25 protein-coding genes are annotated in these 24,163 nt (G+C 59.0%); 12 read left to right on the top strand and 13 right to left on the bottom strand.

The annotated features are described in order from the left end of the window. Positions 1-39: 39 nt before the first annotated feature. Positions 40-1,014: an HTH-type transcriptional regulator CysB gene (cysB, locus tag PSH97_RS19915; protein ID WP_305446385.1), complete on the top strand. Its 975-nt coding sequence runs from the start codon at positions 40-42 to the stop codon at positions 1,012-1,014. Between the two features lie 16 nt (positions 1,015-1,030). On the opposite strand, the gene PSH97_RS19910 is transcribed toward cysB, so the two are convergent. Both PSH97_RS19910 and PSH97_RS19905 read right to left on the bottom strand, forming a co-directional pair. Further along, positions 1,031-1,513: a GreA/GreB family elongation factor gene (locus tag PSH97_RS19910; RefSeq protein ID WP_305446384.1), complete on the bottom strand. Its 483-nt coding sequence runs from the start codon at positions 1,511-1,513 to the stop codon at positions 1,031-1,033. A gap of 14 nt (positions 1,514-1,527) precedes the next feature. Then, positions 1,528-1,926, bottom strand: coding sequence for a hypothetical protein (locus PSH97_RS19905; RefSeq protein WP_305446383.1), 399 nt, complete (start codon positions 1,924-1,926; stop codon positions 1,528-1,530). 124 nt (positions 1,927-2,050) lie between these two features. On the opposite strand from PSH97_RS19905, the gene earP reads away from it, so the two are divergent. Both earP and PSH97_RS19895 read left to right on the top strand, forming a co-directional pair. Next, positions 2,051-3,193, top strand: a complete 1,143-nt coding sequence (gene earP / locus PSH97_RS19900; protein ID WP_305446382.1) for an elongation factor P maturation arginine rhamnosyltransferase EarP — start codon at positions 2,051-2,053, stop codon at positions 3,191-3,193. A gap of 48 nt (positions 3,194-3,241) precedes the next feature. Continuing rightward, positions 3,242-3,811, top strand: a complete 570-nt coding sequence (locus PSH97_RS19895) for an elongation factor P (protein ID WP_007943632.1) — start codon at positions 3,242-3,244, stop codon at positions 3,809-3,811. A 97-nt stretch (positions 3,812-3,908) separates the two neighbouring features. Here PSH97_RS19895 and PSH97_RS19890 read toward each other — a convergent pair whose 3' ends face one another. The 4 genes from PSH97_RS19890 to PSH97_RS19875 form a co-directional block, all read right to left on the bottom strand. Then, the gene (locus PSH97_RS19890; RefSeq protein ID WP_305446381.1) at positions 3,909-4,925 is read right to left on the bottom strand and encodes an alpha/beta hydrolase; all 1,017 of its coding nucleotides are present in this window, start codon (positions 4,923-4,925) and stop codon (positions 3,909-3,911) included. A gap of 32 nt (positions 4,926-4,957) precedes the next feature. After that, complete coding sequence (locus tag PSH97_RS19885) at positions 4,958-5,377, bottom strand: organic hydroperoxide resistance protein (protein ID WP_008009416.1); 420 nt, start codon at positions 5,375-5,377, stop codon at positions 4,958-4,960. 349 nt (positions 5,378-5,726) lie between these two features. Next, complete coding sequence (locus tag PSH97_RS19880) at positions 5,727-6,188, bottom strand: MarR family winged helix-turn-helix transcriptional regulator (RefSeq protein ID WP_007899914.1); 462 nt, start codon at positions 6,186-6,188, stop codon at positions 5,727-5,729. 69 nt (positions 6,189-6,257) lie between these two features. Next, entirely contained in the window at positions 6,258-7,214 is a 957-nt protein-coding gene (locus PSH97_RS19875; protein ID WP_305446380.1) for a LysR family transcriptional regulator, read from the bottom strand. A 108-nt stretch (positions 7,215-7,322) separates the two neighbouring features. Here PSH97_RS19875 and PSH97_RS19870 point away from each other — a divergent pair, with 108 nt between their 5' ends. After that, positions 7,323-8,072 carry a sulfite exporter TauE/SafE family protein gene (locus tag PSH97_RS19870; RefSeq protein ID WP_192344083.1) on the top strand — a complete coding sequence of 250 codons (750 nt, stop codon included), beginning with the start codon at positions 7,323-7,325 and terminating at the stop codon, positions 8,070-8,072. Here the strand turns inward: PSH97_RS19870 and PSH97_RS19865 are convergent. Beyond that, the gene (locus PSH97_RS19865; protein WP_305446379.1) at positions 8,062-8,916 is read right to left on the bottom strand and encodes a LysR substrate-binding domain-containing protein; all 855 of its coding nucleotides are present in this window, start codon (positions 8,914-8,916) and stop codon (positions 8,062-8,064) included. The genes PSH97_RS19870 and PSH97_RS19865 overlap by 11 nt on opposite strands. Before the next feature lie 96 nt (positions 8,917-9,012). Here PSH97_RS19865 and PSH97_RS19860 point away from each other — a divergent pair, with 96 nt between their 5' ends. Further along, positions 9,013-9,228 (top strand): DUF1127 domain-containing protein, encoded by a 216-nt coding sequence (locus PSH97_RS19860; protein ID WP_105343284.1) that lies wholly within the window; start codon positions 9,013-9,015, stop codon positions 9,226-9,228. 64 nt (positions 9,229-9,292) lie between these two features. Next, positions 9,293-10,522, top strand: coding sequence for a winged helix-turn-helix domain-containing protein (locus PSH97_RS19855; protein WP_305446378.1), 1,230 nt, complete (start codon positions 9,293-9,295; stop codon positions 10,520-10,522). Between the two features lie 86 nt (positions 10,523-10,608). Here the strand turns inward: PSH97_RS19855 and PSH97_RS19850 are convergent, their stop codons facing one another. Continuing rightward, positions 10,609-11,955 carry a class II 3-deoxy-7-phosphoheptulonate synthase gene (locus tag PSH97_RS19850; RefSeq protein WP_008009408.1) on the bottom strand — a complete coding sequence of 449 codons (1,347 nt, stop codon included), beginning with the start codon at positions 11,953-11,955 and terminating at the stop codon, positions 10,609-10,611. Between the two features lie 148 nt (positions 11,956-12,103). Here PSH97_RS19850 and PSH97_RS19845 point away from each other — a divergent pair, with 148 nt between their 5' ends. Continuing rightward, on the top strand, positions 12,104-12,859 hold the full coding sequence (locus PSH97_RS19845; RefSeq protein ID WP_305425867.1) for a spermidine synthase: 756 nt from the start codon (positions 12,104-12,106) through the stop codon (positions 12,857-12,859). Positions 12,860-12,980: 121 nt separating this feature from the next. Here PSH97_RS19845 and PSH97_RS19840 read toward each other — a convergent pair whose 3' ends face one another. Continuing rightward, positions 12,981-13,772: a crotonase/enoyl-CoA hydratase family protein gene (locus tag PSH97_RS19840; protein WP_305446377.1), complete on the bottom strand. Its 792-nt coding sequence runs from the start codon at positions 13,770-13,772 to the stop codon at positions 12,981-12,983. Positions 13,773-14,194: 422 nt separating this feature from the next. Between PSH97_RS19840 and PSH97_RS19835 the strand changes: the two genes are divergently transcribed. Further along, positions 14,195-15,868, top strand: a complete 1,674-nt coding sequence (locus tag PSH97_RS19835; protein ID WP_095078676.1) for a DEAD/DEAH box helicase — start codon at positions 14,195-14,197, stop codon at positions 15,866-15,868. A 100-nt stretch (positions 15,869-15,968) separates the two neighbouring features. Here PSH97_RS19835 and PSH97_RS19830 read toward each other — a convergent pair whose 3' ends face one another. After that, positions 15,969-16,736 (bottom strand): DODA-type extradiol aromatic ring-opening family dioxygenase, encoded by a 768-nt coding sequence (locus PSH97_RS19830; protein WP_305446376.1) that lies wholly within the window; start codon positions 16,734-16,736, stop codon positions 15,969-15,971. Between the two features lie 103 nt (positions 16,737-16,839). Between PSH97_RS19830 and PSH97_RS19825 the strand changes: the two genes are divergently transcribed. Continuing rightward, the gene (locus tag PSH97_RS19825) at positions 16,840-17,496 is read left to right on the top strand and encodes a thiopurine S-methyltransferase (RefSeq protein WP_305446375.1); all 657 of its coding nucleotides are present in this window, start codon (positions 16,840-16,842) and stop codon (positions 17,494-17,496) included. 184 nt (positions 17,497-17,680) lie between these two features. Here the strand turns inward: PSH97_RS19825 and htpX are convergent, their stop codons facing one another. Continuing rightward, the gene (gene htpX, locus PSH97_RS19820; RefSeq protein ID WP_008075669.1) at positions 17,681-18,568 is read right to left on the bottom strand and encodes a protease HtpX; all 888 of its coding nucleotides are present in this window, start codon (positions 18,566-18,568) and stop codon (positions 17,681-17,683) included. Between the two features lie 317 nt (positions 18,569-18,885). Then, positions 18,886-20,097 (bottom strand): pyridoxal phosphate-dependent aminotransferase, encoded by a 1,212-nt coding sequence (locus PSH97_RS19815; protein WP_223483802.1) that lies wholly within the window; start codon positions 20,095-20,097, stop codon positions 18,886-18,888. Positions 20,098-20,322: 225 nt separating this feature from the next. On the opposite strand from PSH97_RS19815, the gene msrB reads away from it, so the two are divergent. From msrB to PSH97_RS19800, 3 genes are all read left to right on the top strand, one after another. Next, positions 20,323-20,718 carry a peptide-methionine (R)-S-oxide reductase MsrB gene (gene msrB, locus PSH97_RS19810; protein ID WP_305446374.1) on the top strand — a complete coding sequence of 132 codons (396 nt, stop codon included), beginning with the start codon at positions 20,323-20,325 and terminating at the stop codon, positions 20,716-20,718. 99 nt (positions 20,719-20,817) lie between these two features. Next, positions 20,818-21,303, top strand: a complete 486-nt coding sequence (locus tag PSH97_RS19805; protein WP_305446373.1) for a glutathione peroxidase — start codon at positions 20,818-20,820, stop codon at positions 21,301-21,303. Beyond that, positions 21,300-21,761, top strand: coding sequence for a MarR family winged helix-turn-helix transcriptional regulator (locus tag PSH97_RS19800; protein ID WP_038982224.1), 462 nt, complete (start codon positions 21,300-21,302; stop codon positions 21,759-21,761). The genes PSH97_RS19805 and PSH97_RS19800 overlap by 4 nt, the downstream gene beginning before the upstream one ends. On the opposite strand, the gene PSH97_RS19795 is transcribed toward PSH97_RS19800, so the two are convergent. Further along, positions 21,745-24,066, bottom strand: a complete 2,322-nt coding sequence (locus PSH97_RS19795) for a hybrid sensor histidine kinase/response regulator (protein ID WP_305446372.1) — start codon at positions 24,064-24,066, stop codon at positions 21,745-21,747. The two genes, PSH97_RS19800 and PSH97_RS19795, sit on opposite strands and share 17 nt — an antisense overlap. Between the last annotated feature and the right edge of the window lie 97 nt (positions 24,067-24,163).

The following is a 24,163-nucleotide window of genomic DNA, read 5'->3' as shown; positions in this document are numbered from 1 at the left end:
GCTGATGCCCGTGGCGTCTGCCTGCTTTGAGGGATTCATATGAAGCTTCAACAATTGCGCTACATCTGGGAAGTGGCGCACCACGACCTCAACGTTTCAGCTACAGCCCAAAGCCTCTACACCTCGCAACCGGGCATCAGCAAACAGATCCGTCTGCTGGAAGACGAATTGGGGGTCGAGGTTTTCGCCCGCAGCGGTAAGCACCTGACCCGGGTTACCCCGGCCGGCGAGCGCATCATCACCACCGCTGGTGAGATCCTGCGCAAAGTTGAAAGCATCAAGCAGATCGCCCAGGAGTTCTCCAACGAGAAAAAAGGCACTCTGTCGATCGCCACCACGCACACCCAGGCGCGTTATGCGTTGCCACCGGTAATCAGCAATTTCATCAAGCAATACCCGGACGTTGCCCTGCACATGCACCAGGGTTCGCCGATGCAGATCGCCGAAATGGCCGCTGATGGCACCGTCGATTTCGCCATCGCCACTGAAGCCCTGGAGCTATTCGGTGACCTGGTGATGATGCCGTGCTATCGCTGGAACCGCTGCGTGGTCGTGCCTCAGGGTCACCCGCTGACCAAGCTGTCGAAGCTGACCCTCGAAGCCTTGGCCGAATACCCGATCGTGACTTACGTGTTCGGTTTCACCGGCCGTTCGAAACTCGACGAAGCCTTCAGCCATCGCGGCCTGACACCGAAAGTGGTGTTCACCGCCGCCGACGCCGACGTGATCAAGACTTACGTTCGTCTGGGCCTGGGCGTGGGCATCGTGGCGAAAATGGCGGTCGACACCAAGCTCGATAGCGACCTGGTGGTGCTCGATGCCAGCGAGTTGTTCGAATCCAGCATTACCAAAATCGGTTTCCGTCGCGGTACGTTCCTGCGTGGCTTCATGTGCGATTTCATCGAGAAATTCGCGCCGCACCTGACCCGCGAAGTCATGGCCAAGGCCATTCAGTGCCACAACAAACAGGAACTGGAAGAGCTGTTCGACGGCGTCGAACTGCCGTTGCATTAATCGTCAATCGTCTTGCCTAGACCACCTCGGTAACAGAAAACTGTTGCCGAGCGCCCGCCACCAGAATCTCCACTTCATCCCCTTCGAACTTGCCCAGCAGGCTTTTGCCCAGCGGCGAGCGGGGGGTGATGACGGTAATCAGTTGCCCCACCAGATCAACCTTCAACCCTGCCGCGTCAGGAGCCAGGAACAGCCACTGCTCGCGACCCTTTTCGTCTTCCAGGCCGAGCAGGGCGCCGACTTCGATACCGCGCTGATCGTCATAAGGCCGCAGTGTCAGGTTCTGGCAAAGGGTCAATGACTGTCTGATTTCTTCCACTCGTCTGGCCTGTCCGGCCGCCAGGTAAGACGCCTCCAGCCCCAGCGTGTCGTACTTGTTTTCGGCTATGTTTTCTTCGTGGGTCGCGGCTTCGTAAGCGGTTTGCGCGGCCCGCTCGGCGATGTCGAGATCGATCCGCAGCTTGTCGATAATCAGTTGGTGGACGGTCGGCTTGTGCATAGAGAGCTTCATGATCAATCGCAGAATTGCAGGACGTTAGCGCGGCTTTTTTCGCTCGGCGCAGTTTGATTCTGCTGCAGCCAGAACTGGCATTTTGGATTGGACTGATTGTGTTTGCTGCTTCTGGCCTGTTCCACCATTTGCTGCTGTTCATTCCTGCGCAGGTGGTCCTCGTACTGTTCGAACATCGGGTTCTGCGGGGCAGGTTGCTCAATCACCGGTGGCTTGGCCAGTTGCTCTACCGCCTGGGCCAAGGGCGCCAATTGCTCGTTGAACAACAGGCGCCAGACGAGCCAGCAAGTCAGTGCGATCGCGATGAATCCCAGCCACAAACCGAGGGCAATACTGCCGGTCAGTTGCAGCGCATTAAACTGGATTGGCAAGGGACGGCGCGGGTTGGGACGGTAGGGCATGACTGCCTCCTGGCGGGTAGTCGCGGGCAAGTGGCGATTGTCGCATGAAGATTAATCGCCGTCGGCTCTTCTGCGCGGGGTAATTTATGCGGACAATCGGCGCCTTTGCCAACGGGAGCCTGGAATGCCTGAAATGAAAACCCGCTGGGATATTTTTTGCACCGTGGTCGACAACTTCGGCGACATCGGTGTGACCTGGCGCCTGGCCCGACAACTGGTGGCCGAACATTCAGTGGCGGTGCGCCTGTGGGTCGACGACCTGCGGGCCTTCGAGCGTTTGTGTCCGGACATCGACATCAATGCTACGCAGCAATGGCAGCAGGGCGTCGAGGTGCGACAGTGGTCGGTCGACTGGCAGCCTACCGAAGCCGCTGATGTCGTCATCGCCGCATTCGCCTGCCAGTTGCCGAGTGCCTACATGGAGGCCATGGCCGAACGGGAAAAACCGCCGCTGTGGATGAACCTCGATTATCTGAGTGCCGAAGACTGGGTCGTCGGCTGCCACGGCTTGCCATCGGTGAAGTACAAGAACGTGCAGAAGTTCTTTTTCTTCCCGGGCTTTCGCAAGGGCACCGGCGGCTTGCTGCGTGAAAGCGGATTGCTGGAGCGGCGTCGGCAGTTTCAGCAAAGTCCGCAAGCTCAGCGAGAATTCCTGCAAGGCCTGGGGATTGATCGCGCACCGAATGCACAACTGATCTCCTTGTTTGCCTACGAAAATACCGGGCTGGCCAGTTGGCTCGACACGATGGCGGCTGATTCGACGCCGACTCATTTGCTGGTACCCGAAGGCCGGATTCTCGGCGACGTCGAACGCTGGCTCGGGTTGCATGGGCTGAAGGCCGGTGCGGTGCATGTGCGCGACGCCTTGACCGTGCAAGTGCTGCCATTTGTCCGACAGGATCAATATGACCTGCTGCTGTGGAGCTGCGATTTCAATGCCGTGCGCGGCGAAGACTCCTTTGTCCGCGCCCAATGGGCGGGTCGTCCGCTGCTCTGGCACATCTACCGGCAGGACGAAGACATCCATCTGGACAAGCTCGATGCTTTCCTGACCCTGTACACCCAAGGCCTGTCCGAACCTGCCCGCGAGGCGATCAGCGGTCTATGGCGGGCATGGAATGCAGGTGAGACAATGACGGATCACTGGAAATCAACCCGCAAACATTGGCCTGAACTGGAAAAACATGCCGAGACATGGTGTCTGGAACAAGCCTTGCAGGCAGATCTTGCCGCAGCGCTGGTACAGTTTTACCTAAATTGGATATGATACGCGGCCTAGATTTTTGTAAATCCCATCCAAATTCGGATATTCGCAATGAAAACTGGTAAAGAACTGAAACCCGGTACCGTGATCCGTCTCGAAAACGATCCTTGGCTGGTTCAGAAAGCTGAATTCACCAAGTCGGGTCGTAACAGCGCGATCATGAAGACCAAGCTGAAAAACCTGCTGACCGGTTACAAGACCGAGATCGTTTACAGCGCTGACGACAAGCTGGACGACGTAATCCTCGACCGCAAAGAAGCGACCCTGTCCTTCATCAGCGGCGACACCTACACGTTCATGGACACCACCGACTACACCATGTACGAGCTGAACGCTGAAGACATCGAAGCCGTTCTGCCTTTCGTTGAAGAAGGCATGACCGATGTTTGCGAAGCGATCTTCTTCGAAGAGCGTCTGGTTTCCGTAGAACTGCCGACCACTATCGTGCGTCAGGTTGACTACACCGAAGGTTCCGCTCGCGGTGACACTTCCGGCAAGGTGATGAAGCCTGCCAAACTGAAGAACGGTACCGAACTGTCGGTTGCTGACTTCATCGAAATCGGCGACATGATCGAGATCGATACCCGCGAAGGCGGTTCCTACAAAGGCCGTGCTAAATAAGCACAGCTTCAGGAATGAAAAAGCCCGACCATTGAGTCGGGCTTTTTTGTGCGTTTTTTTCAGAAAAGCGTCAACTCTTGTAGGAGCGAGGGGTGTGTTATTTCTTCAGGTGTTGCTTGAGTTCTTCAGATGCCTGCAACATCGCCGAACGCACCGCGGGCACCTGGCTCACTACGTTGAGCAAACCATAGTCGTGGATCATGCCGTTGTAGCGCACCGCCGTGACTGCTACGCCAGCCGCGTCGAGTTTACGGGCGTAGGCTTCACCCTCATCGCGCAGTACATCGGCGCTGGCCGTCTGTACCAGAGCGGGTGGCAAACCCTTGAGTTGCGCGGTGGTCGCCCGCAGCGGTGAGGCGTAGATCTCGTTCCGCTGTTTGGCGTCGGTGGTGTAGTTGTCCCAGAACCACTTCATCATGTTTTTGGTGAGGAAGTGCCCCTCGGCGAACTGGTTATAGGACGCCGTCTCGAAGCTGGCATCAGTCACCGGCCACAACAAGACCTGGAACCTGATCGCCGGTATGCCTTTATCTTTGGCCATCAGCGCAACCACAGCCGCCATGTTGCCACCGACGCTGTTGCCGGCCACGGCCAGACGTTTGCCGTCGACGTTGATCTCTTTACCGTGCTCGGCCACCCACTTCGTCGCGGCGTAAGCCTGGTTGATTGCCACCGGGTAATGCGCTTCCGGCGACGGGGTGTAATTGACGAACACCGCCGCTGCACCCGACCCCGTTACCAAGTCCCGAACCAGCCGTTCGTGGGTCGGGAAATCCCCCAGCACCCAGCCACCGCCGTGGAAGAACATGAACACCGGCAGCTCGCCTTTGACCCCGGCCGGCCGAACGATGGTCAGGCTGATCGGTTGGCCGTCGACCTGGATGGTCTTCTCGCTGACATCGGCTTTTGGCAACGTCAACTTCACCCCGGCCTGCGCACCCACCAACACCGCGCGGGCATCGGCAGGAGTGAGCTGCTCGATCGGTTTACCGGTGCCGGCATTCAGCACGTCGAGGAACGCCTGGGTGTTGTGCTCAACCCCATTGCCTGCGAATGCACTGTTGATGGACAGGGCGAGGAGAGTACCGGTCAAGACTTTGCTGAAAGTGTTCATATCCATTTCCTGTTCGACCTTGGAGTCAGCGGTTAGACGGTGACGTGCAGGCGCACATCGACGTTGCCACGGGTGGCGTTGGAGTACGGGCAGACTTGGTGGGCGGCTTCTACCAGGCTTTGTGCATCGGCTTGTTCAAGACCCGGCAAGCTGATGTGCAGATCGATGTCCAGACCGAAACCGCCAGGGATCTGGCCGATGCCGACATGGGCGGTGATCGATGCGTCGTCCGGGATTTTGCGTTTGGTTTGGCTGGCGACGAATTTCAGCGCACCGATGAAGCAGGCGGAGTAGCCAGCGGCGAACAGTTGTTCAGGGTTGGTTGCTGCGCCGCCCGCACCACCGAGTTCTTTCGGGGTAGCGAGTTTGACGTCCAGGACGTTGTCGCTGGAGATCGCACGACCGTCACGGCCGCCGGTGGACGTTGCGATTGCGGTGTAGAGAGTTTGCATGGTGTGAGCCTCGTTCGGGTTTGTGTGTTTTGCGCTAAATGTTTGCGCGCTAAGTAAGTGCGAGGTGAATGTAGCTCGCTAGTATTTAGCGCGCAAGATAAATTTTCGAAAAAATTTAACCTCACTTGAACGCATGCGATTAAGCGTGTTGAGTTAGAGCGGTCGAAGCGGGATTTCCGGCGGAGAATTTTTTCGAGGAGGGAAGGCGAACGAGGGTGAAAGGACACCGATAAGCAAATGTGGGAGCGGGCTTGCTCGCGAAAGCGAACTGTCAGCCAGCATTAATGCTGAATGATAAACCGCTATCGCGAGCAAGCTCGCTCCCACAGGGGATCTGGGGTATTTGAGGTTAGAGGCTGTCTTGCAGATGACTACGCAGCGCTTGAAGATCCGCTTGCAGCTTCTTCAACTGTTCCAGCGTTTGTCCGCTGGCGCCGAGGATGCACTGGGGAATGCCCCGTGCCTTGTCTCGCAGTGCACGGCCTTGCTCAGTCAGTTCGACAATCACCACCCGTTCGTCTTCACGGCTGCGGGTGCGGCTCAGCAGGCCTTCGGCTTCCAGGCGCTTGAGCAGCGGGGTGAGGGAACCGGGATCGGTCAGCAGTCGGGTGCTGATTTCGCCGACCGTCAACCCATCCTTTTCCCACAACACCATCATCGCCAGATACTGCGGATAGGTCAGGCCCAGCGCTTGGAGCAACGGCTTGTAGACCTTGGTCATCAGCAGCGAAGTGGAATGCAGGGCGAAGCAGACCTGATTGTCCAGCAGCAGGTCGTCGCAGTTATCCGGGTTGTTGCGCTCGGTGTTCATTTCAAAGCCTTGATCAGTGATCGTCATGAATCTAGCGGGCGAATCTTTAATGCGCCAGATAATTCTGGACTAGTGGCGGTCCAGGTTGGTTTGCAGCGCCAGATCCCACGGCGGGATGGGGCTGAAACGGGTCTTCAGGTATTCCAGCAACAAGCGGCTGCGCGAACTGGGTTGCTGCTCCAGGCGCAACGCATAAATGCCGGTGCTTTCCGGTTTTGGCAGACCGTTTTCGCAGAACAGCGGCTGCAGTTCGCCGCGTAATAAATATTCGCTGGCCAGCCAGGTCGGCAAATGCGCGATGCCCAACCCGGCCAGTGCGCCGCAGACCAGTGCCTCGGCATTGTTGGCGCTCATGCGGATTCGCGCTGGCCGGTGCAAGTGCATCTGTCCATCACGCTCGAAGCGCCAGGCGAAGGGCGGAGCCAAGCCTTCCCAGTCGAGGCCATCATGGTCGACCAACTGCGCAGGGTCGGTCGGCACGCCACGGCGTTGCAGGTAATCGGGGCTGGCGCAGGCGATGCGCACCATACTCGCCAGCGGCGTCGCCACCAGTCGAGTGTCGGCCATCTGCCCGGCACGTAACACCAGATCGACCTTGCCCAGATTCGAGCCCTGCATGTCGACAAAGCTGTCGATCAGGTGCAATTGCACGTCGAGGCCAGGATAAAGCATCAGGAAATCGGCAATCACCGGCGCCAGGTGTCGGCGTCCGAACGCTGCGGGCGCATCCACCCGAATCAAACCTTCCGGCGCACTGCTAAGAGACACCGCTTCCGCACGGGCCAGACGCAATTCAGCGACGATCCGCCGCGCACGCTCGGCAAAAGCCAGACCGGCCGGGGTCGCGCGCACGGCATGGGTGCTGCGAATGAACAACTGGCTGCCGACGGCGCTTTCCAGGCTATCAATGCGTCGCGCCACAGCCGAAGGTGTCAAGGGATGGCGTCGGGATGCGGCGGAAAAACTGCCGCTTTCCAGCACATCGAGAAACAGGCCAAGTTGTTCGGTTAATTGATTGGGGTTCATGGTTCGTCGGTGCTTGTGCGAAATTGGCACAGCCATTGTGCGTTGCTGTGCGTTTCCCCGCCAGAGCCGACTGCGTAGGATGAACACCCTCACAAAAGGAAATCGCCTGTGATTGAGTTCATGTTGTATCTGGTTTTTGGCGCGGCCTTGGGAACCCTCGGCGGCCTGTTCGGCATTGGTGGCGGGTTGGTCGCGATCCCGCTGCTGGGCGTGTGGTTCGGTCTTGATCAGCAAATTGCCCAAGGCACGGCGCTGGTGATGGTGGTGCCGAACGTGATGCTGGCGCTGTGGCGCTATCACCAGCGCAATCGCATCGAATTGCGGCATGCGCTGCCACTGGCCTCGATGGGGTTCTGTTTTGCCTGGATCGGCTCGATTTGGGCGGTGGGCATCGATGCGCAAACCATGCGTTTGGGCTTCGTCGCTTTTCTGATCGCGCTGTCGGCCTACAACCTGATGCGAATGTTCACCACCAATGCACCGGCCTCTTCGCAGATGCGCTATTCCTGGCCGTGGCTGGGTGTGCTCGGCGCGGCTTCCGGGACCATGGGCGGACTATTTGGAGTGGGCGGGGCGGTGGTGGCAACGCCGGTGTTGACCAGCTTGTTCGGTACCACCCAGGTGGTTGCCCAGGGATTGGCGCTGGCGCTGGCGTTGCCGAGTACGGGCGTCACCCTGGCGACTTATGCGGTGCACCATCAGGTGCATTGGGCGATCGGTGTGCCGTTGGCGGTCGGTGGATTGATGAGCATCAGTTGGGGCGTGAGAATTGCCCACGCATTGCCGGAGCGGCTTCTGCGTGGGCTGTTCTGTGGTTTTCTGGTGGTCTGTGCGGTGATGCTCGCGTTTAAAGTTTGAAGCCTTCGACGATGTGTTCGGCCAGGCATTCGGTGATCGGCGAAGGGTTGTTCAGGTTGCGGATCAGCATGATGCTGGCTTCCGGCAACAGCGGCAGGTCTTCGTTGGCGCCGAGGATGCGCATGTCCGAGGTGATCAGGCTTTCCAGTTGCGCGGTGATCGCCAGACCCGCGCTGACCACGGCCATCAACGCCGACAGGCTGGAGCTGTTGTAGGCAATCCGGTAGTCGCGGCCCATGGCGTCCAGGGCATTGCATGCCCAGAGGCGGCAGAAACAATCACTGTTGAACATCGCGAGAGGCAGCGGCGTCTGCTCATGGGCGTTGAAGCATTGGGCTTCGGCCCAGACAAAACGCTCCTTGCGCAGCAGTTGACCGATCTCGTTGCCCGGCTCGCGGGTAACGATGGACAGGTCCAGGTCCTGACGCTGCAACAGTTGCCGGGTCGATTCGCAGTGAACCTCGATCTGGATCAGCGGGTAGAACTGCGCGAAGCGCGACAGGATGCCCGGTAGAAAGCGCATGACGTAATCGTCGGGTGTGCCGATGCGCACCGTGCCGACCATGTGCGGTTCGCGCAGGGTATTGAAGACTTCGCTGTGGAGTTTGAGGATGCGCCGCGCATAGCCCAGCAATACCTGACCTTCGGCGGTCAACTTGACCTGACGTCCGTCGCGTTCGAACAACTGGCGCTGCAACACGTCTTCTTCCAAGCGTTTCATCTGCATGCTCACCGCGGACTGGGTGCGGTTGACCATTTCACCGGCGCGGGTAAAGCCGCCCTGGTCGGCGATCGCGACGAAGGTGCGCAGGACATCGGTGTCGATACTGGGGTAGGCGGACATTCATCAATCTCCGAGATGCATTCCATCAGAAACATTCGTTGGATTGATCTTATCGCTGGAGCGAGACTGGATCCATCCCTAAAGGAGGGCTACACGATGAAAGGTCATAACGAGCATGTAACGCAAGAAAAATTCTCAATCCACGCGGTATCCGATCTGCTGCACAAGTTTAGTCGCTGGTACGAACTTCACCGTGAACGTGAAATGCTGGCGGGCTTGAGCGACGAAGCACTGAAGGACATCGGCGTGACCCGTGCGGATGTGGAACATGAGGTAGTAAGACCGTTCTGGGATGATCCGATGCATAAATGATGATGCCATTGCTACACAAACCACTTTCGGGTGAGGTAGGTTGCGAGCAGACAAGGAGATGCTCATGCCCGCCACACAGTCCTTTTCCCTCAAACAGGCTCGGCGTCTGGCGCTGGCTGCCCAAGGATTCAACGGGCGCCAGCCGCCGGCGACGATCAAACCGGTTCAGCTCAACCGGCTGATCGAACGCTTGGGCATTCTGCAGATCGATTCGGTCAATGCGTTGGTGCGTTCGCACTACCTTCCCTTGTTTTCCCGTCTTGGCAATTACTCCTCCGACTTGCTTGATCAGGCTGCCTGGAGTCAGGGCCGTCGACGCACGTTGTTCGAGTACTGGGGCCATGAAGCGTCTCTATTGCCCTTGTCGATGTACCCCTTGATGCGCTGGCGCATGCTGCGCGCGACCCGCGGCGAAGACATCTATCAACAACTGGCGCGCTTCGGTCGTGAGCAGCAAGCCACGATTCGCCGCGTGCTGGCGTCGGTTAAAGAACTCGGTGCGCTGGGTGCGGGCAGCTTGTCGACCCGGCAGGAGCGGGCAGGGCCGTGGTGGGACTGGAGCGCGGAAAAGCATGCGCTGGAATGGTTGTTCGCCGCCGGTGAAGTGACCGTGGCGGGTCGGCGCGGGTTCGAACGGCTTTATGATTTGCCGGAGCGGGTTATTCCTTCGGCGATTCTTCAGCAGCCTTTACTCAGTGAGGCCGAGGCTCAGCGCGGGCTATTACTGCACGCCGCCACGGCTTTGGGTGTCGGCACGGAAAAGGACCTGCGGGATTATTTTCGCTTGAGCCCGGCAGACAGCCGGCCGCGTCTGGCGGAGCTGGTCGAGGCGGGTGATCTGCTGGTCTGTAAGGTTGAAGGCTGGCGGCAACCGGCCTATTGCCTGGCAGAGCCGAAAGTGCCGCGCAAGATCGAGGCGAGTGCGCTGCTTTCACCGTTCGATTCGCTGATCTGGGAGCGCAGCCGTACCGAGCGGTTATTCGATTTTCGTTATCGGCTGGAGATTTATACGCCACAACACAAGCGCGTCTATGGCTATTACGTATTGCCGTTTTTGCACCATGAGCGGGTTGCCGCGCGGGTCGACTTGCGCGCAGAGCGAGCGTTGAGCCGGTTGGCGGTGCATGCCGTGCATGAGGAAGTGCCTGGGCTGGATGAGGCGGGGATGCTGGCGTTGGCGGTCAATTTGCGGCAGATGGCGGATTGGTTGGGGCTGGCGCAGGTTCAGTTGAATTGCCCGCGGGCGAGTGCGGCGCGGTTGCGGGTGGCATTGGCTCAAATTGGCGGTGATTGAGCTGACGCCTTCGCGGGCAAGCCTCGCTCCTGCAAGGGATCGTGAACTCCTGGAGCGAGGCTTGCCCGCGAAGGGCTCAACACAATTTAACGCCGAACCTGCTTCAACGTCTCGGCAATCAAAAACGCCAATTCCAGCGACTGATCGGCATTCATCCGTGGGTCGCAGTGGGTGTGGTAACGGTCCGACAACCCATCCTCGGTAATCGGCCGCGCGCCGCCGATGCATTCGGTGACGTTCTGCCCGGTCATTTCGATGTGGATGCCGCCGGCATAACTGCCTTCCGCCTCGTGAACCTGGAAGAACTGTTTCACCTCGCCAAGGATCTGCGCGAAGTCGCGGGTCTTGTAGCCGCTGCTGGCCTTGATGGTGTTGCCGTGCATCGGGTCGGAGCTCCAAAGCACCTGCTTGCCTTCGCGCTGCACCGCGCGGATCAGCTGCGGCAGGTGATCGCCGACCTTGTTCGCGCCCATCCGCGCAATCAGGTTCAGGCGACCCGGATCGTTGTCCGGGTTGAGCACATCGATCAGGCGAATCAGGTCTTCGGGGTTCATGCTCGGGCCGACCTTCACGCCGATCGGGTTGTGCACCCCGCGCAGGAATTCGACATGCGCGCCGTCCAATTGACGGGTCCGGTCGCCGATCCACAGCATGTGGGCCGAGCAATCGTAGTAATCGTTGGTCAGGCTGTCGCGACGCACGAAGGCTTCTTCGTAGTTCAGCAGCAGCGCTTCGTGGGCGGTGAAAAAACTGGTTTCGCGCAGTTGCGGCGAGCTGTCCATGCCGCAGGCGCGCATGAAGGCCAGGGTTTCATCGATGCGATCGGCCAGGTGGCTGTACTTCTCGGCCAGCGCCGAGTTGGCGATGAAGTCCAGGTTCCACTTGTGCACCTGATGCAGGTCTGCAAAGCCGCCCTGGGCGAAGGCGCGCAACAGGTTCAGGGTCGCGGTGGACTGGTGATAAGACTGCAGCAAACGCTCTGGATCCGGCACGCGGCTTTTTTCGTCGAAACCGATGCCGTTGACGATATCGCCACGGTAGGCCGGCAGTGTCACGCCGTTGATGGTTTCATCGTTGGCCGAACGGGGTTTGGCGAACTGGCCGGCCATGCGTCCGACTTTGACCACCGGGCAACCGGCGGCAAAGGTCATGACGATCGCCATTTGCAGCAACACTTTAAACGTGTCGCGAATTTTCGCGGCGGAGAATTCGGCGAAGCTTTCGGCGCAGTCGCCTCCCTGCAACAGAAACGCCCGGCCCTGGGTGACTTCGGCAAACTGACGACGCAATTCCCGCGCTTCACCGGCAAACACCAGTGGCGGATAGCTCGCCAGGGTTTGCTCGACATGCAGCAAATGCGCCGCGTCGGGGTATTGAGGTTGTTGCTGGATCGGCAAGGCGCGCCAGCTGTCGGGGCTCCAGGGTTGGCTCATCGCAGTCTCTAGTGTTTTACGCTCGGACGGTTATGTTATCAGCAATTAGTGCGTGACCTGTTCCCGTCGCATCGCGGACAATCGCGCCTTTGCCGCTTTATGTTGCGGTTTATAGCGTTGCCGGGGCCGGTGACGATCAGGAGACGAAATGACTGAGGAGCGCGTCGAGCATCTGCTCGCCGAGGTACAGGATGAATTCGGCGTGATTCGCGTGCTGGAAGTGGCCGATTACCGTTTTCTGGAGTTCGGTGATGCCATCGAACAGAGCTGCGTGTTCACCGCTGACCCGAGCTGGCTCGAGTACGATTACACCCGGGCGATGCTGATTGGTGCACTGTGCCACGAACAACCGGAAAGCGCGCTGTTCCTTGGGCTCGGCGCCGGTACCCTGACTCAAGCCTGTCTCAAGTTCCTGCCGCTGGAAGATGTCGAAGCCATCGAGCTGCGCCCGGATGTCCCGCGCCTGGCCATCGAATACCTCGGGCTGGATGATGATCCGCGATTGTACATCCGCGTTGGCGATGCCCTGGAATTGCTCGATACGGCTGAACCGGCCGATCTGATTTTCGTCGACCTCTATACCGATGTCGGGCCGGGTGTCGGGCATCTGGCCTGGGGGTTTCTGGAAAACTGTCAGAAGCGTTTGAATCCGGGTGGCTGGCTGGTGATCAACCAGTGGGCCACCGATGATGGTCGACCGTTGGGGGCGGCGTTGTTGCGCGGTCTGTATCACCGGCATTACTGGGAACTGCCGGTGAAGGAGGGCAACGTGATTCTGATCGTGCCGTCTGAGCTGGATCAGGAACTGGATATGGATGGGCTGATCGCGCGCGCTGAAGGCCTGGCGCCGCGATTGGGGTATTCGTTGCAGTCGTTGATCAAGGCGATTCGGCCGGCGACATAGATTGTTATTGTTCTTTAGGGCCTCTTCGCGCGGGCAAGCCTCGCTCCTACATACAGGATGCGCGCAACCATTGTAGGAGCGAGGCTTGCCCGCGAAGGCTTTCTACTCGCCAACACATGCCTCAAACTCCTTTGAAAACGCCCGGCCGCTTCTCGATCATCGACCGCACACCCTCCTTGGCATCCTCGCTGTTCAGCAATGTCTTCACCAGCGCTGGCAATGCCTGAGCTGCCGCCATTTCACCCTCATAGCGGGACTGCCTGGCCGACATCAGCGTCGCCTGGACCCCAAGCGGCGCCTGCCGGGCAATCCGCTCCGCCAATTCAATGGCCCGCGGCAACAAGTCCTCACTGGCCATGACCTCCTGCACCAACCCCAGACGCAAGGCGTCATGAGCATCGAACTCATCGCCGGTAAGCAACCAGCGCATCGCATTGCCCCAGCCGGCGACCTGATGCAGACGCAAGGTGGCGCCGCCGAACGGGAAGATTCCGCGCTGCACTTCCTTCTGGGCAAAACGGGTATTGCTGGCGCACAGGTTGATGTCGGCAGCCAGCATCAACTCAATGCCAACGGTCAGGCAGTAGCCTTGCGCCGCGACAATCACTGGTTTGCTGACCCGGGGGCCTGCGAGCACGCCCCATGGATCGCAGCCTCCGGGCGGTGCCTGCCAGCCTTCGGCGAGGGCCGCGCCAGCGCTGATCAGATCGAGCCCGGCAGTGAAATGCTCGCCATGGCCGAACACCACCGCGACCCGCGCTTCGCTGTCGGCCTCGAACTCGCCATAGGCCAGACTGAGTGCGTTGAGCAGGTCGAGGTCGAAGGCATTGCGTTTGGCCACCCGATCCAGACCGATCATCAGGACATGACCGTGTCGTTCACGGGTTACACGACTGGGGCTGGGCTGATTCATGGGACATTTCCTCGGGTGGGGAAGGGGGTGTCAGACCGAAGGTCTGCGTCGCTAGAGTGAACCGTTTTAGCGCCATCGTCAGCAGGGCCGGGCCTTTGCAAAATAGACCGTCGCACAATTATCCGAAAAGCCCGTGACACAACGGTATGCGCCGGTTTTTTCCGATAAAAAAAGCTCCCTTTTCGGGCGAATTCCGGTATAGTGCGCGCCGGCCTTTAACCGGGCCGCGTTTAGGTAGCGCAATTCCCCGAAGCCAGCTTCGGCTGCACGTCCGCACAGCGGACTCTTCCTTGACGAATCTTTTTCATTCATTCGTTTTCGCAAATCCCCGCCGACAAAGCAGCCAGGGCGACTCTTGAGTCTTACACGGCATGCGCAGCTTTGGAGCATGGGTCTTTGCGGATGCACTTAGAGGCAGACCCATGACCCAGGAAACCGGCGGCTTCGCCGCTTTTAATCTTAATCCGAATATTCTTGCAGCTGTCATTGCGACCGGCTACGAAGAACCTTCGGCTATTCAGCAGCAATCGATCCCGATCATCATGGCCGGTCACGACATGATTGGTCAGGCGCAAACCGGTACGGGTAAAACCGCCGCGTTCGCCCTGCCGATCCTGCACCGCATCGATCCTGCCAAGCGCGAGCCGCAAGCCCTGATCCTGGCGCCAACCCGTGAGTTGGCGCTGCAAGTAGCAACCGCTTTCGAAACCTACGCCAAGCAAATGCCGGGCGTTACCGTTGTGGCCGTTTACGGCGGCGCGCCTATGGGCCCACAACTGAAAGCAATCCGTAATGGCGCACAGATCGTTGTCGCCACGCCGGGCCGTCTGTGCGACCACCTGCGTCGTGACGAAAAAGTTCTGGCTACCGTGAACCACCTGGTTCTCGATGAAGCCGATGAAATGCTCAAACTGGGTTTCATGGACGACCTCGAAGTTATCTTCAAGGCTCTGCCTGCAACCCGTCAGACCGTATTGTTCTCGGCTACCCTGCCGCAGTCGATCCGTGCCATTGCCGAACGCCATCTGCGCGATCCGCAACACGTGAAGATCCAGACCAAGACTCAGACCGTTACCGCGATCGAACAGGCTCACCTGTTGGTTCACGCTGACCAGAAGACCTCGGCTGTATTGAGCCTGCTGGAAGTGGAAGATTTCGACGCCCTGATCATGTTCGTGCGCACCAAGCAAGCGACCCTGGACTTGGCCAGTGCCCTGGAAGCCAAAGGCTACAAAGCCGCTGCGCTGAACGGTGACATTGCTCAGAACCAGCGTGAGCGCGTGATCGAATCCCTCAAGGATGGCCGTCTGGACATCGTTGTGGCGACCGACGTTGCCGCTCGTGGTCTGGACGTTCCGCGCATTACTCACGTGTTCAACGTCGACATGCCGTACGATCCTGAGTCCTACGTTCACCGTATCGGCCGTACTGGCCGTGCCGGTCGCGAAGGTCGTGCCCTGCTGCTGGTGACTCCTCGTGAGCGCCGCATGCTGCAAGTGATCGAGCGTGTAACCGGTCAGAAGGTTGCCGAAGTTCGTCTGCCGGACGCCCAGGCCGTTCTTGATGCCCGCATCAAGAAACTGACCAACAGCCTGTCGCCGCTGGTAGCTGATGCCGAATCGACTCATGGTGATCTGCTGGATCGCCTGACCGCCGACATCGGTTGCACCCCGCGTGCACTGGCCGCTGCTCTGCTGCGCAAGGCAACCAATGCTCAGGCGCTGACCCTGGCCGCAATCGAGAAAGAACGTCCATTGGTGCCGAACAATGCACCGCGTGGCGATCGTCCAGAGCGTTCCGGTGATCGTCCGGACCGTGGTGATCGCGAGCGTCGTGCTCCGGTTCCATTGGCCGAAGGTCGTGCTCGTTGCCGTACCGCGCTGGGTGCGCGTGATGGTATCGCTGCCAAGAACCTGCTGGGCGCTATCCTGAATGAAGGCGGTTTGGCGCGTGAAGCCATCGGCCGCATCCAGGTGCGTGACAGCTTCAGCCTCGTCGAGCTGCCGGAAGATGGTCTGGAGCGTCTGCTGACCAAACTGAAGGACACTCGCGTTGCCGGTAAGCAGTTGAAGCTGCGTCGCTATCGCGAAGATTGATCCGCTCTCGAGCTGATTGATCGAACATAAAAAATCCCCGACTGGTTCGGGGATTTTTTTTGCCTGATCGTTCCATGCAGAGCGTGGGAACGATCAAGTCTCAGCCAAAACGATAAATGTCCATCCCCAGCGCACCCATAGTGAAGCCCTGATGGGCCACGCTGAACTCACCCCCGGCCGCGCGGGCAAAGTACAGCGGCAGCAGATGCTCGTCGCTCGGATGGTTGCGCACAGCATTCGGAGCTTGCTGACGATAATCGTGCAATGCGGCTTCGTCATTCGTTTCAAGCTTCTCAATCATCCAGTCGCGGAACTCCTTGGCCCAGGGTTCGACGCTTTCCGGGCCGGCGTGCCAGTCCAGTTCGCGCAGGTTGTGGGTGATGCTGCCGGAGCCGATCAACAGCACACCGTGTTCGCGCAGGCTGGCCAAGGCATGGCCGACGCGGGTTTGCAGGGCCGGGCCGCCACGGGTGGGCAGCGAAACCTGCACCACCGCAATGTCAGCCTGCGGATACATCAACGACAAGGGCACCCAAACGCCATGGTCGAACGGTCGCTGGGTGTCGATGCGCACCGGCAGGCCATCGGCCTTCAGCAGCTCGACCACCTCTGCCGCCAGTTGCGGATTGCCGGGTGCCGGGTATTGCACCTCGAACAAGGCCTGCGGAAAACCGCCGAAGTCATGCCAGGTTTCAGGCTGGGGGTTGCCGCTGACCAGCAGTTCGCTGCTTTCCCAGTGCGCGGAAACCATCACGATGGCCTTGGGTTTCGGCAATGCTGCGGCCAGACGCGCGAGAGCCGGCCCGCTGGCGCCGGGTTCCAGGGCTAGCATCGGGGAGCCATGAGAGATATACAGGCTGGGGAACATGAATGAGCTCCTGAGAGTAAGATGGCACCATCTTCAGTCAGATCATTGATCTAAATCTAATATAAGTTTTAGGGTCTTTTGATCGAATTTTTCGGGGTTAATTATGCAGCCGGAGTTTTGGCACAAACGATGGGCGTCGAATCAGATCGGCTTTCATCTGCCGGAAGTGAATCCTTATCTGCAACGGTTCTGGCCAGCGTTGGGCCTGGAAGAGGGCGCCCGCGTGCTGGTGCCGTTGTGTGGGAAAAGTCTGGATCTGTTGTGGCTGGCGCATCAAGGTCATGAGGTCTTGGGGATTGAGCTGTCGGAAAAAGCCGTGGAGGATTTCTTCAGTGAGCATCAATTTGACCCGGACGTCAGTGAGCAGGGGCCGTTCAAGGTCTACCGTGCCGGTTCAATCGAGTTGTGGTGTGGAGATTTCTTTGAGCTGACGGCAGGCGATGTCGCCGACTGCAGCGGGCTGTATGACCGCGCGGCATTGATCGCCTTGCCGCCGGCGATGCGTGAGCAATACGCGGCTCATCTGATTCGGATTCTGCCGAAGGATGCTTTAGGGCTTTTGATTACGCTGGATTACGACCAGGCGCAGATGGACGGGCCGCCGTTTGCTGTGCTTGATGATGAAGTGCGCCGGTTGTTCGGGGCGACGTGGGAAATGAAGATTTTGGAGGATCAGGACGTTCTGGGCGAGAGCTGGAAGTTTCTTGAGGCTGGTGTCACGCGGCTTGAAGAGCGGGTTTATCGGGTTTCCAGTTTATAGATTTGTGTTATTTGTACCGGCCCCATCGCGAGCAGGCTCGCACATTAGGCAGCGTCCGCCTGAGCGACTCGATCAACTGTGGGAGCGAGCTTGCTCGCGATGGGGCCAGATGAGCACCACAACATCCAAACAGACAAAAAAAGGCCCGCATCACTGCGGGCCTTTTCTTTTGGTGCGGAGCCTGTCAGCCCCGACGACGCAATGCGTCAATACGCTCTTCCAGCGGCGGGTGGCTCATGAACATGCGGGCGAACCCTTGTTTGAGACCACCGTTGATGCCGAAGGCATTCAGGGTGTCCGGCATGTGCACCGGCAGCCCTTGTTCTGCACGCAGACGCTGCAGGGCACCGATCATTGCGCTGGTACCTGCCAGGCGTGCGCCGGCATCGTCGGCACGGAATTCGCGCTTGCGCGAGAACCACATGACAATCGCGCTGGCCAAAATGCCCAGGACCAGTTCAGCGAAGATAGTCGCCACGTAGTAGGCAATGCCTTGGCCTTCTTCGTTCTTGAAGATCACCTTGTCGACAAAGTTGCCGATGATCCGGGCGAAGAACATGACGAAGGTGTTCACCACGCCCTGGATCAACGCCAGGGTGACCATGTCGCCATTGGCCACATGGCCGATCTCATGGGCCAGAACGGCTTTCACTTCATCCGGCGAGAAACGCTCGAGCAGGCCTTGGCTGACCGCGACCAAGGCGTCGTTCTTGTTCCAGCCGGTGGCGAAGGCGTTGGCTTCATAGGCCGGGAAAATCCCGACTTCGGGCATCTTGATCCCGGCTTCGCGGGACAGTTGCTCGACGGTTTGCAGCAGCCATTGCTCGTGCCGGGTGCGCGGCTGGCTGATGATCTGGGTGCTGGTGCTCATTTTCGCCATCCACTTGGAGATGAACAGCGAGAACAGGGAACCGGCGAAACCAAAGACCGCACAGAAAATCAGCAGCTGATTGAGGTTGAGATCAACCCCGTTGGCCGCCATGAACCCGTTGAAGCCGAATAGGCTCAGGGTGATGCTGGCAATCAGCACGACCGCCAGGTTAGTGGCCAAAAACAGCAAAATGCGCATCATGGTTGTAGAAATCTCCTCGTGCTAAAGATGTAGCGTACTGCGGGGTATATAAGGTGCTGCACCGGGCTATTCAACCGGGTGACTATTTCAAACTGTGTCCTACAGCAGCAGTCTAGCTGTTTGAAGGGCATTTCCGACGTCGGCATGGGAAACGGTTATCAGACAATTAGCGTCGCAGGCCCCCGCCATTGTTAGGCGCGGGCATGAAACGTGTCGTCAGTCAGCGCTTGAAACAACGGTGCAGGGCAGGGGGCAAAGATATGTTGCTGAATTAATCACCGTGCGACTTTCGCAAGCGTCGCACGGTGACAGGCCACTTACTGGCGGTAGGACTTGAGGAAGTTGCCGATCCGGCCGATGGCCTGATCCAGGTCGTCGAGCCGTGGCAGGGTGACGACCCGGAAGTGGTCCGGCCATGGCCAGTTGAAGGCCGTGCCCTGTACCACCAGCAGCTTCTCGGAGAGCAGCAGGTCGAGTACGAATTTCTCGTCGTTGTGGATCGGACAGACTTTCGGGTCGATCCGCGGGAACGCATACAGTGCGCCCATCGGCTTGACGCAGCTCACGCCCGGAATGTCGTTGAGCAGTTCCCAGGTACGATTGCGCTGTTCCAGCAGACGCCCTTGTGGCAGCACCAGATCATTGATGCTCTGATAGCCGCCCAGCGCAGTCTGGATGGCGTGCTGGCTCGGCACGTTGGCACACAGGCGCATGTTGGCCAGTATGTCGATGCCTTCGATGTAGCTCTGGGCATGATGTTTGGGGCCGGAAATGGCGACCCAGCCGGAACGGAAACCAGCCACGCGATAGGATTTGGACAGACCGTTGAAGGTCATGCACAGCAAATCCGGTGCCAGCGAGGCGGTGCAGATGTGCACGGCATCGTCGTACAGGATCTTGTCGTAGATTTCGTCGGAGAACACCACCAGGTTGTGCTGACGGGCCAGTTCAAGCATGCCCAGCAGTACTTCTTTCGAATACACCGAGCCGGTGGGATTGTTCGGGTTGATGATTACAAGGGCCTTGGTGTTCGGGGTGATCTTGGCCTTGATGTCAGCCAGGTCCGGCCACCAATTGGCCTGCTCGTCGCATAGGTAATGCACCGGGTTGCCGCCTGCCAGGCTTACTGCGGCAGTCCACAACGGATAGTCGGGAGCCGGCACCAGCACTTCGTCGCCGTTGTTGAGCAGGGCCTGCATCGACATCACGATCAGCTCGGAAACGCCATTGCCCAGATAAATGTCTTCAATGCCGACGCCTTCCACCTGCTTTTGCTGGTAGTACTGCATCACGGCCTTGCGAGCGCTGAACAACCCCTTGGAGTCGCTGTAGCCCTGGGCGGTTGGCAGATTGCGGATCACATCCTGAAGGATTTCATCCGGCGCTTCGAAACCAAAGGGCGCCGGGTTGCCAATGTTCAGCTTAAGGATGCGATGACCTTCCTCTTCCAGGCGTTTGGCGTGCTTGAGCACTGGGCCGCGAATGTCGTAGCAGACGTTGGCGAGCTTGTTCGATTTGCTGACCTGCATGGCGATGTGTTCCCGAAAATGAACGATCCAGGCGGCGTATGAACGACCGTACTGGGAATCCTGCGTATTCACACAGGCCTGACGCCTTGAGTGGCGGCACCCATAATCTGTTTGAATGCGCGTGGTCTGGCTGCCAGACTGGCGTTTGACGAGGCGCAATCATACGTGCCGCCCGATCCGTGGAAAAGGTACAGATCGGGCTTTTTCAGCTGCTGAGGTGTGATCATGGAAAAGTTGGAAAAAACCCTGGAAGAATGGCGTGAAATGCTCGATCCGGAGCAGTACAACGTTTGCCGCCTCAAGGGCACCGAGCGGCCGTTCTCCGGTAAGTACAACGACAGCAAGGTCGACGGTGTTTACCATTGCATCTGCTGCAAAGCGCCCCTGTTCGACTCAAAGACCAAATTCGATTCCGGCTGCGGCTGGCCGAGCTTCTACGCGCCGATCGGCGACAGCGCGATGGTCGAGATCCGTGATGTCAGCCACGGCATGATCCGTACCGAAGTGGTCTGCGCCACATGCGATGCGCACCTTGGACATGTGTTTCCGGACGGTCCGCCACCCACTGGCCTGCGTTATTGCATCAACTCGGTGTGCCTGGACCTCGTTCCCCGCGAATAATCTCCAAGGGGAGGTGTGTGTGGGGGCTATTGATTTATTAAATTGCACACAATTCAATTGCTCGCTATGTTTGATCTTCCTTCATTCGGAGTTCGTGCCATGAGCGACAACCTGCTGAGCATCCCTTGCACTACCATCAAGGGCGAGCAAAAGACCCTGGCCGATTTCGCCGGCAAAGCGGTGCTGGTGGTCAATACCGCCAGCAAATGCGGTTTCACCCCCCAATACAAAGGTCTTGAAGAGCTGTGGCAGACCTACAAGGATCAAGGCCTGATGGTGCTCGGCTTTCCCTGCAATCAGTTCGGCAAGCAAGAGCCGGGCAACGAGGGGGCTATTTCCGAGTTCTGCGAGTTGAATTACGGGGTGAGTTTCCCGCTGTTCAAGAAGATCGAAGTGAATGGTGCCGACGCCCATCCACTGTTTGTGCAGCTGAAAAAGCGCGCCCCGGGTGTGCTGGGTTCCCAAGGTATCAAGTGGAACTTCACCAAGTTCCTGATCGGCAAGGACGGCCAGCTGGTCAAGCGCTTTGCTCCGGCGACTAAACCGCAGGACCTGAGCCGCGAGATCGAAGCCCTGCTCAAATGAACACGTTGTCAGTTGATTCGCTGAAGCTCGACAGTCAGCTCTGCTTCAAGCTGTACGCCGCTTCTCGGGCGGTGATCCGCGCTTACAAACCGATGCTCGATCAGTTGGGCCTGACTTACCCGCAATACCTGGCGATGCTGGTGCTGTGGGAATGGCAGGAGGCGGCCCCGGAGCAGCCGACGGTCAAGGCCTTGGGTGAGCGCCTGGCACTGGATTCAGGGACCCTGACGCCGCTGCTCAAGCGCCTTGAGCAACTGCAGCTGGTGCAGCGTCAGCGTTCGGCGCGCGATGAGCGTGAGGTGCACTTGAGCCTGTCGCCCGCCGGCAAGGCCTTGCGCGATCAGGTCGGGCCGCTCAAGGCCCGGCTGTTGTGCGATAGCGGTGTCGATCTGGATCGCCTGAATGATCTGCGCGACGGCCTTGATCACCTGCTGGGGCAAATCAAAGCGCTGTCGTAGTGGGTATCCACAAGTCAAGCAGGGCGGCCAGTTCTTCCCGGCGGAAAGGTTTGGCCAGGTAGTCACTCATGCCCGCCGCACGGCAGCGTTCGCGTTCTTCGGACATGGCGTTGGCGGTCAGGGCGACGATGGGCAACTGTGGCCAGCGCCCGCTGCGACGAATCTGCCGACTGGCTTCATAGCCGTCCATCACCGGCATGTTGCAATCCATCAGCACCAGATCGAATTCGCTCTGCTCAAGCTGATCCAGCGCTTCGCCGCCGTGGGCCGCGACGCTTACCTCGCAACCGAGTTTTCCGAGCATGCCCTTGGCCACCAACTGATTGACCGGGTTGTCCTCCACCAGCAGGATGCGTCCGCGTCGCTGGGGTGAGATGGCTTCGATCCGGGCCCCGTTGATCGTGGTGAGTTCCGGTTGCAAGATCCGCCGCAGTGTCTGGTAAAGCGCATTGCGCGCCAGAGGCCGTGCCTGTTGTTGCAAGGGCGCGAGGGCGTTGACTTGGTCGCTGGGCAGGAAACTGCCGTAAGCGGTCACCAGCAGAATTGGCGCGGTGAAGGTAGGGCGCAGGCCAAACAGGCATTCGGGGCAGTCGGTAATCAACACATCTGGCTCCAGACCGATCAACCGGTCATCGATGGAACGCTGCTGGTAGTCGAGCCCCCAGCCGGGCAACAGGCTGCTCAGCAGTTCCGCCAGACCGCTGCTGGCGGCGGTAATCGCGACGACGTTGCCCCGCAATGCGGCCGGAGAAATGGCCCGGGTATGGCAGGGCAGGGGCAGATCGGCGCAGAACTGGCTGCCGAAGCCTGCTTCCGAGCTGATCGTCAGACGCCCTTGCATGGCTTCGCAGAGGCTATAAGTCAGCGCCAGGCCCAACCCGGTCCCGCCGAATTGCCGGGTAATGCCGGCACCGGCCTGGGTGAACGGCTGGAAGATTTTGACCTGCGCATCCTGGGCGATGCCGATGCCAGTGTCGCAGACTTCGATTCGCACACCGTCTTCGAACGTTGAAAGACGCACATCGACCCGCCCGAAACGGGTGAACTTGAGGGCGTTGGACAACAAGTTGCTGACGATCTGCCGGACCCGGGTCGGATCACCGAGCACCAGTGCGGGAAATTGCGGGTCGATCAGGCATGCCAGCTCGACACTCGGCGCGGCGTTCTGGGACAGCAGGTTGGCGGTGTCTTCGATCAGCGAACCAAGGTCGAATGGAATGTGTTCGAGTTCGAGCTGGCCGGCATCGAACTTCGACAGGTCGAGAATATCGTTGAGCAGTTCCACCAGCACTTTGCCCGAGTCATGGGCGATGGACAGCTGTTGTTGCTGCTCGGCATTGAGCGGGCCGTCCAGTGAAAGCGCGATCATCCCCAGCAGGCCGTTGAGGGGCGTGCGGATTTCATGACTCATGTTGGCCAGGAACACCGAGCGCGCTTCGGCCATGTCCAGGGCAGTGCTGCGGGCGACTTCCAGTTCCTCGTTGGATTGGCTGAGGCGGGTATTGATCGCCTTGAGTTCCGCGGTGCGGGCCGAGACGATGTTTTCCAGTTGCGAGAGGTAGTCAGTCAGGCGGTTTTCGGCGTTGCGCCGTTGCTGGATTTCGGTGGCGATATTTTCGAACTGCTGATTGGCGACCTCGACCAAGACCCCGATTTCATCGTTTTCATGCCCCGTCGGACACTCCAGCAACGTCGGTTCCGCGCTACGCGGATCACGGCCACTGAGTTCGCGGATAACCCGCACCAGCGGTTTGGTCAGCATCACGTAAAACAGCGCCAGCAGAATGCCCGTGAGAATCAGGCTGCGCGCGAAGCCGTTGAGCAGGGTCACTTCGGCCCGGCGCAGGAAACGGCTGCCGAAGGTGTAGGTGTCGACTTCCAGGCGCAAGGTCCCGAGGGATTCGTCCGGCAAGTGGTCGAGGTAAAGGCGGTCTTCGAACTGCCGGTTAGCGCCGAACAGGAAGTCGCTGATCATCCGGTCATTGTTTTCCAGGCCCGGACGTTTGACGCTGGCCAGCACGGTACTGTTGTTGTCGGTCAATTGCGCGCCGATGATTGCCGGGGAGCGCAGCAGACCCAAGGCCAGTTCCTGAGCGAGTTCGGCATCGATGTTGTAGGCGATGCGGGATGCGGGGTTATGGCTGATTTCCAGCAACGACAGTATTTCACGGTTGATGGAGGCGTCTTCGCTGGCATAATCGATGCCTATTTGCAGCAGGCTGAGCAGCGTGCCCAGAATGAAACCGACCAGCACCGTAAGCTTGGCTTGTTTGTACGACAGCCGGTGGCTGAACTTGATATCCATGGGATGTTGAACCACTTCCGTTTCCCTTCGCTGCTCAAGCATAGTCGATCATCAATGGATACCGATGTTCTCGTAAAACACCTGTAGGGGGTGTAGA

Source organism: Pseudomonas cucumis, assembly GCF_030687935.1.
Classification (GTDB): domain Bacteria; phylum Pseudomonadota; class Gammaproteobacteria; order Pseudomonadales; family Pseudomonadaceae; genus Aquipseudomonas; species Aquipseudomonas cucumis.
Note: the sequence above shows the minus strand (reverse complement) of the source record. Positions and strands in the feature narration are given on the sequence as shown.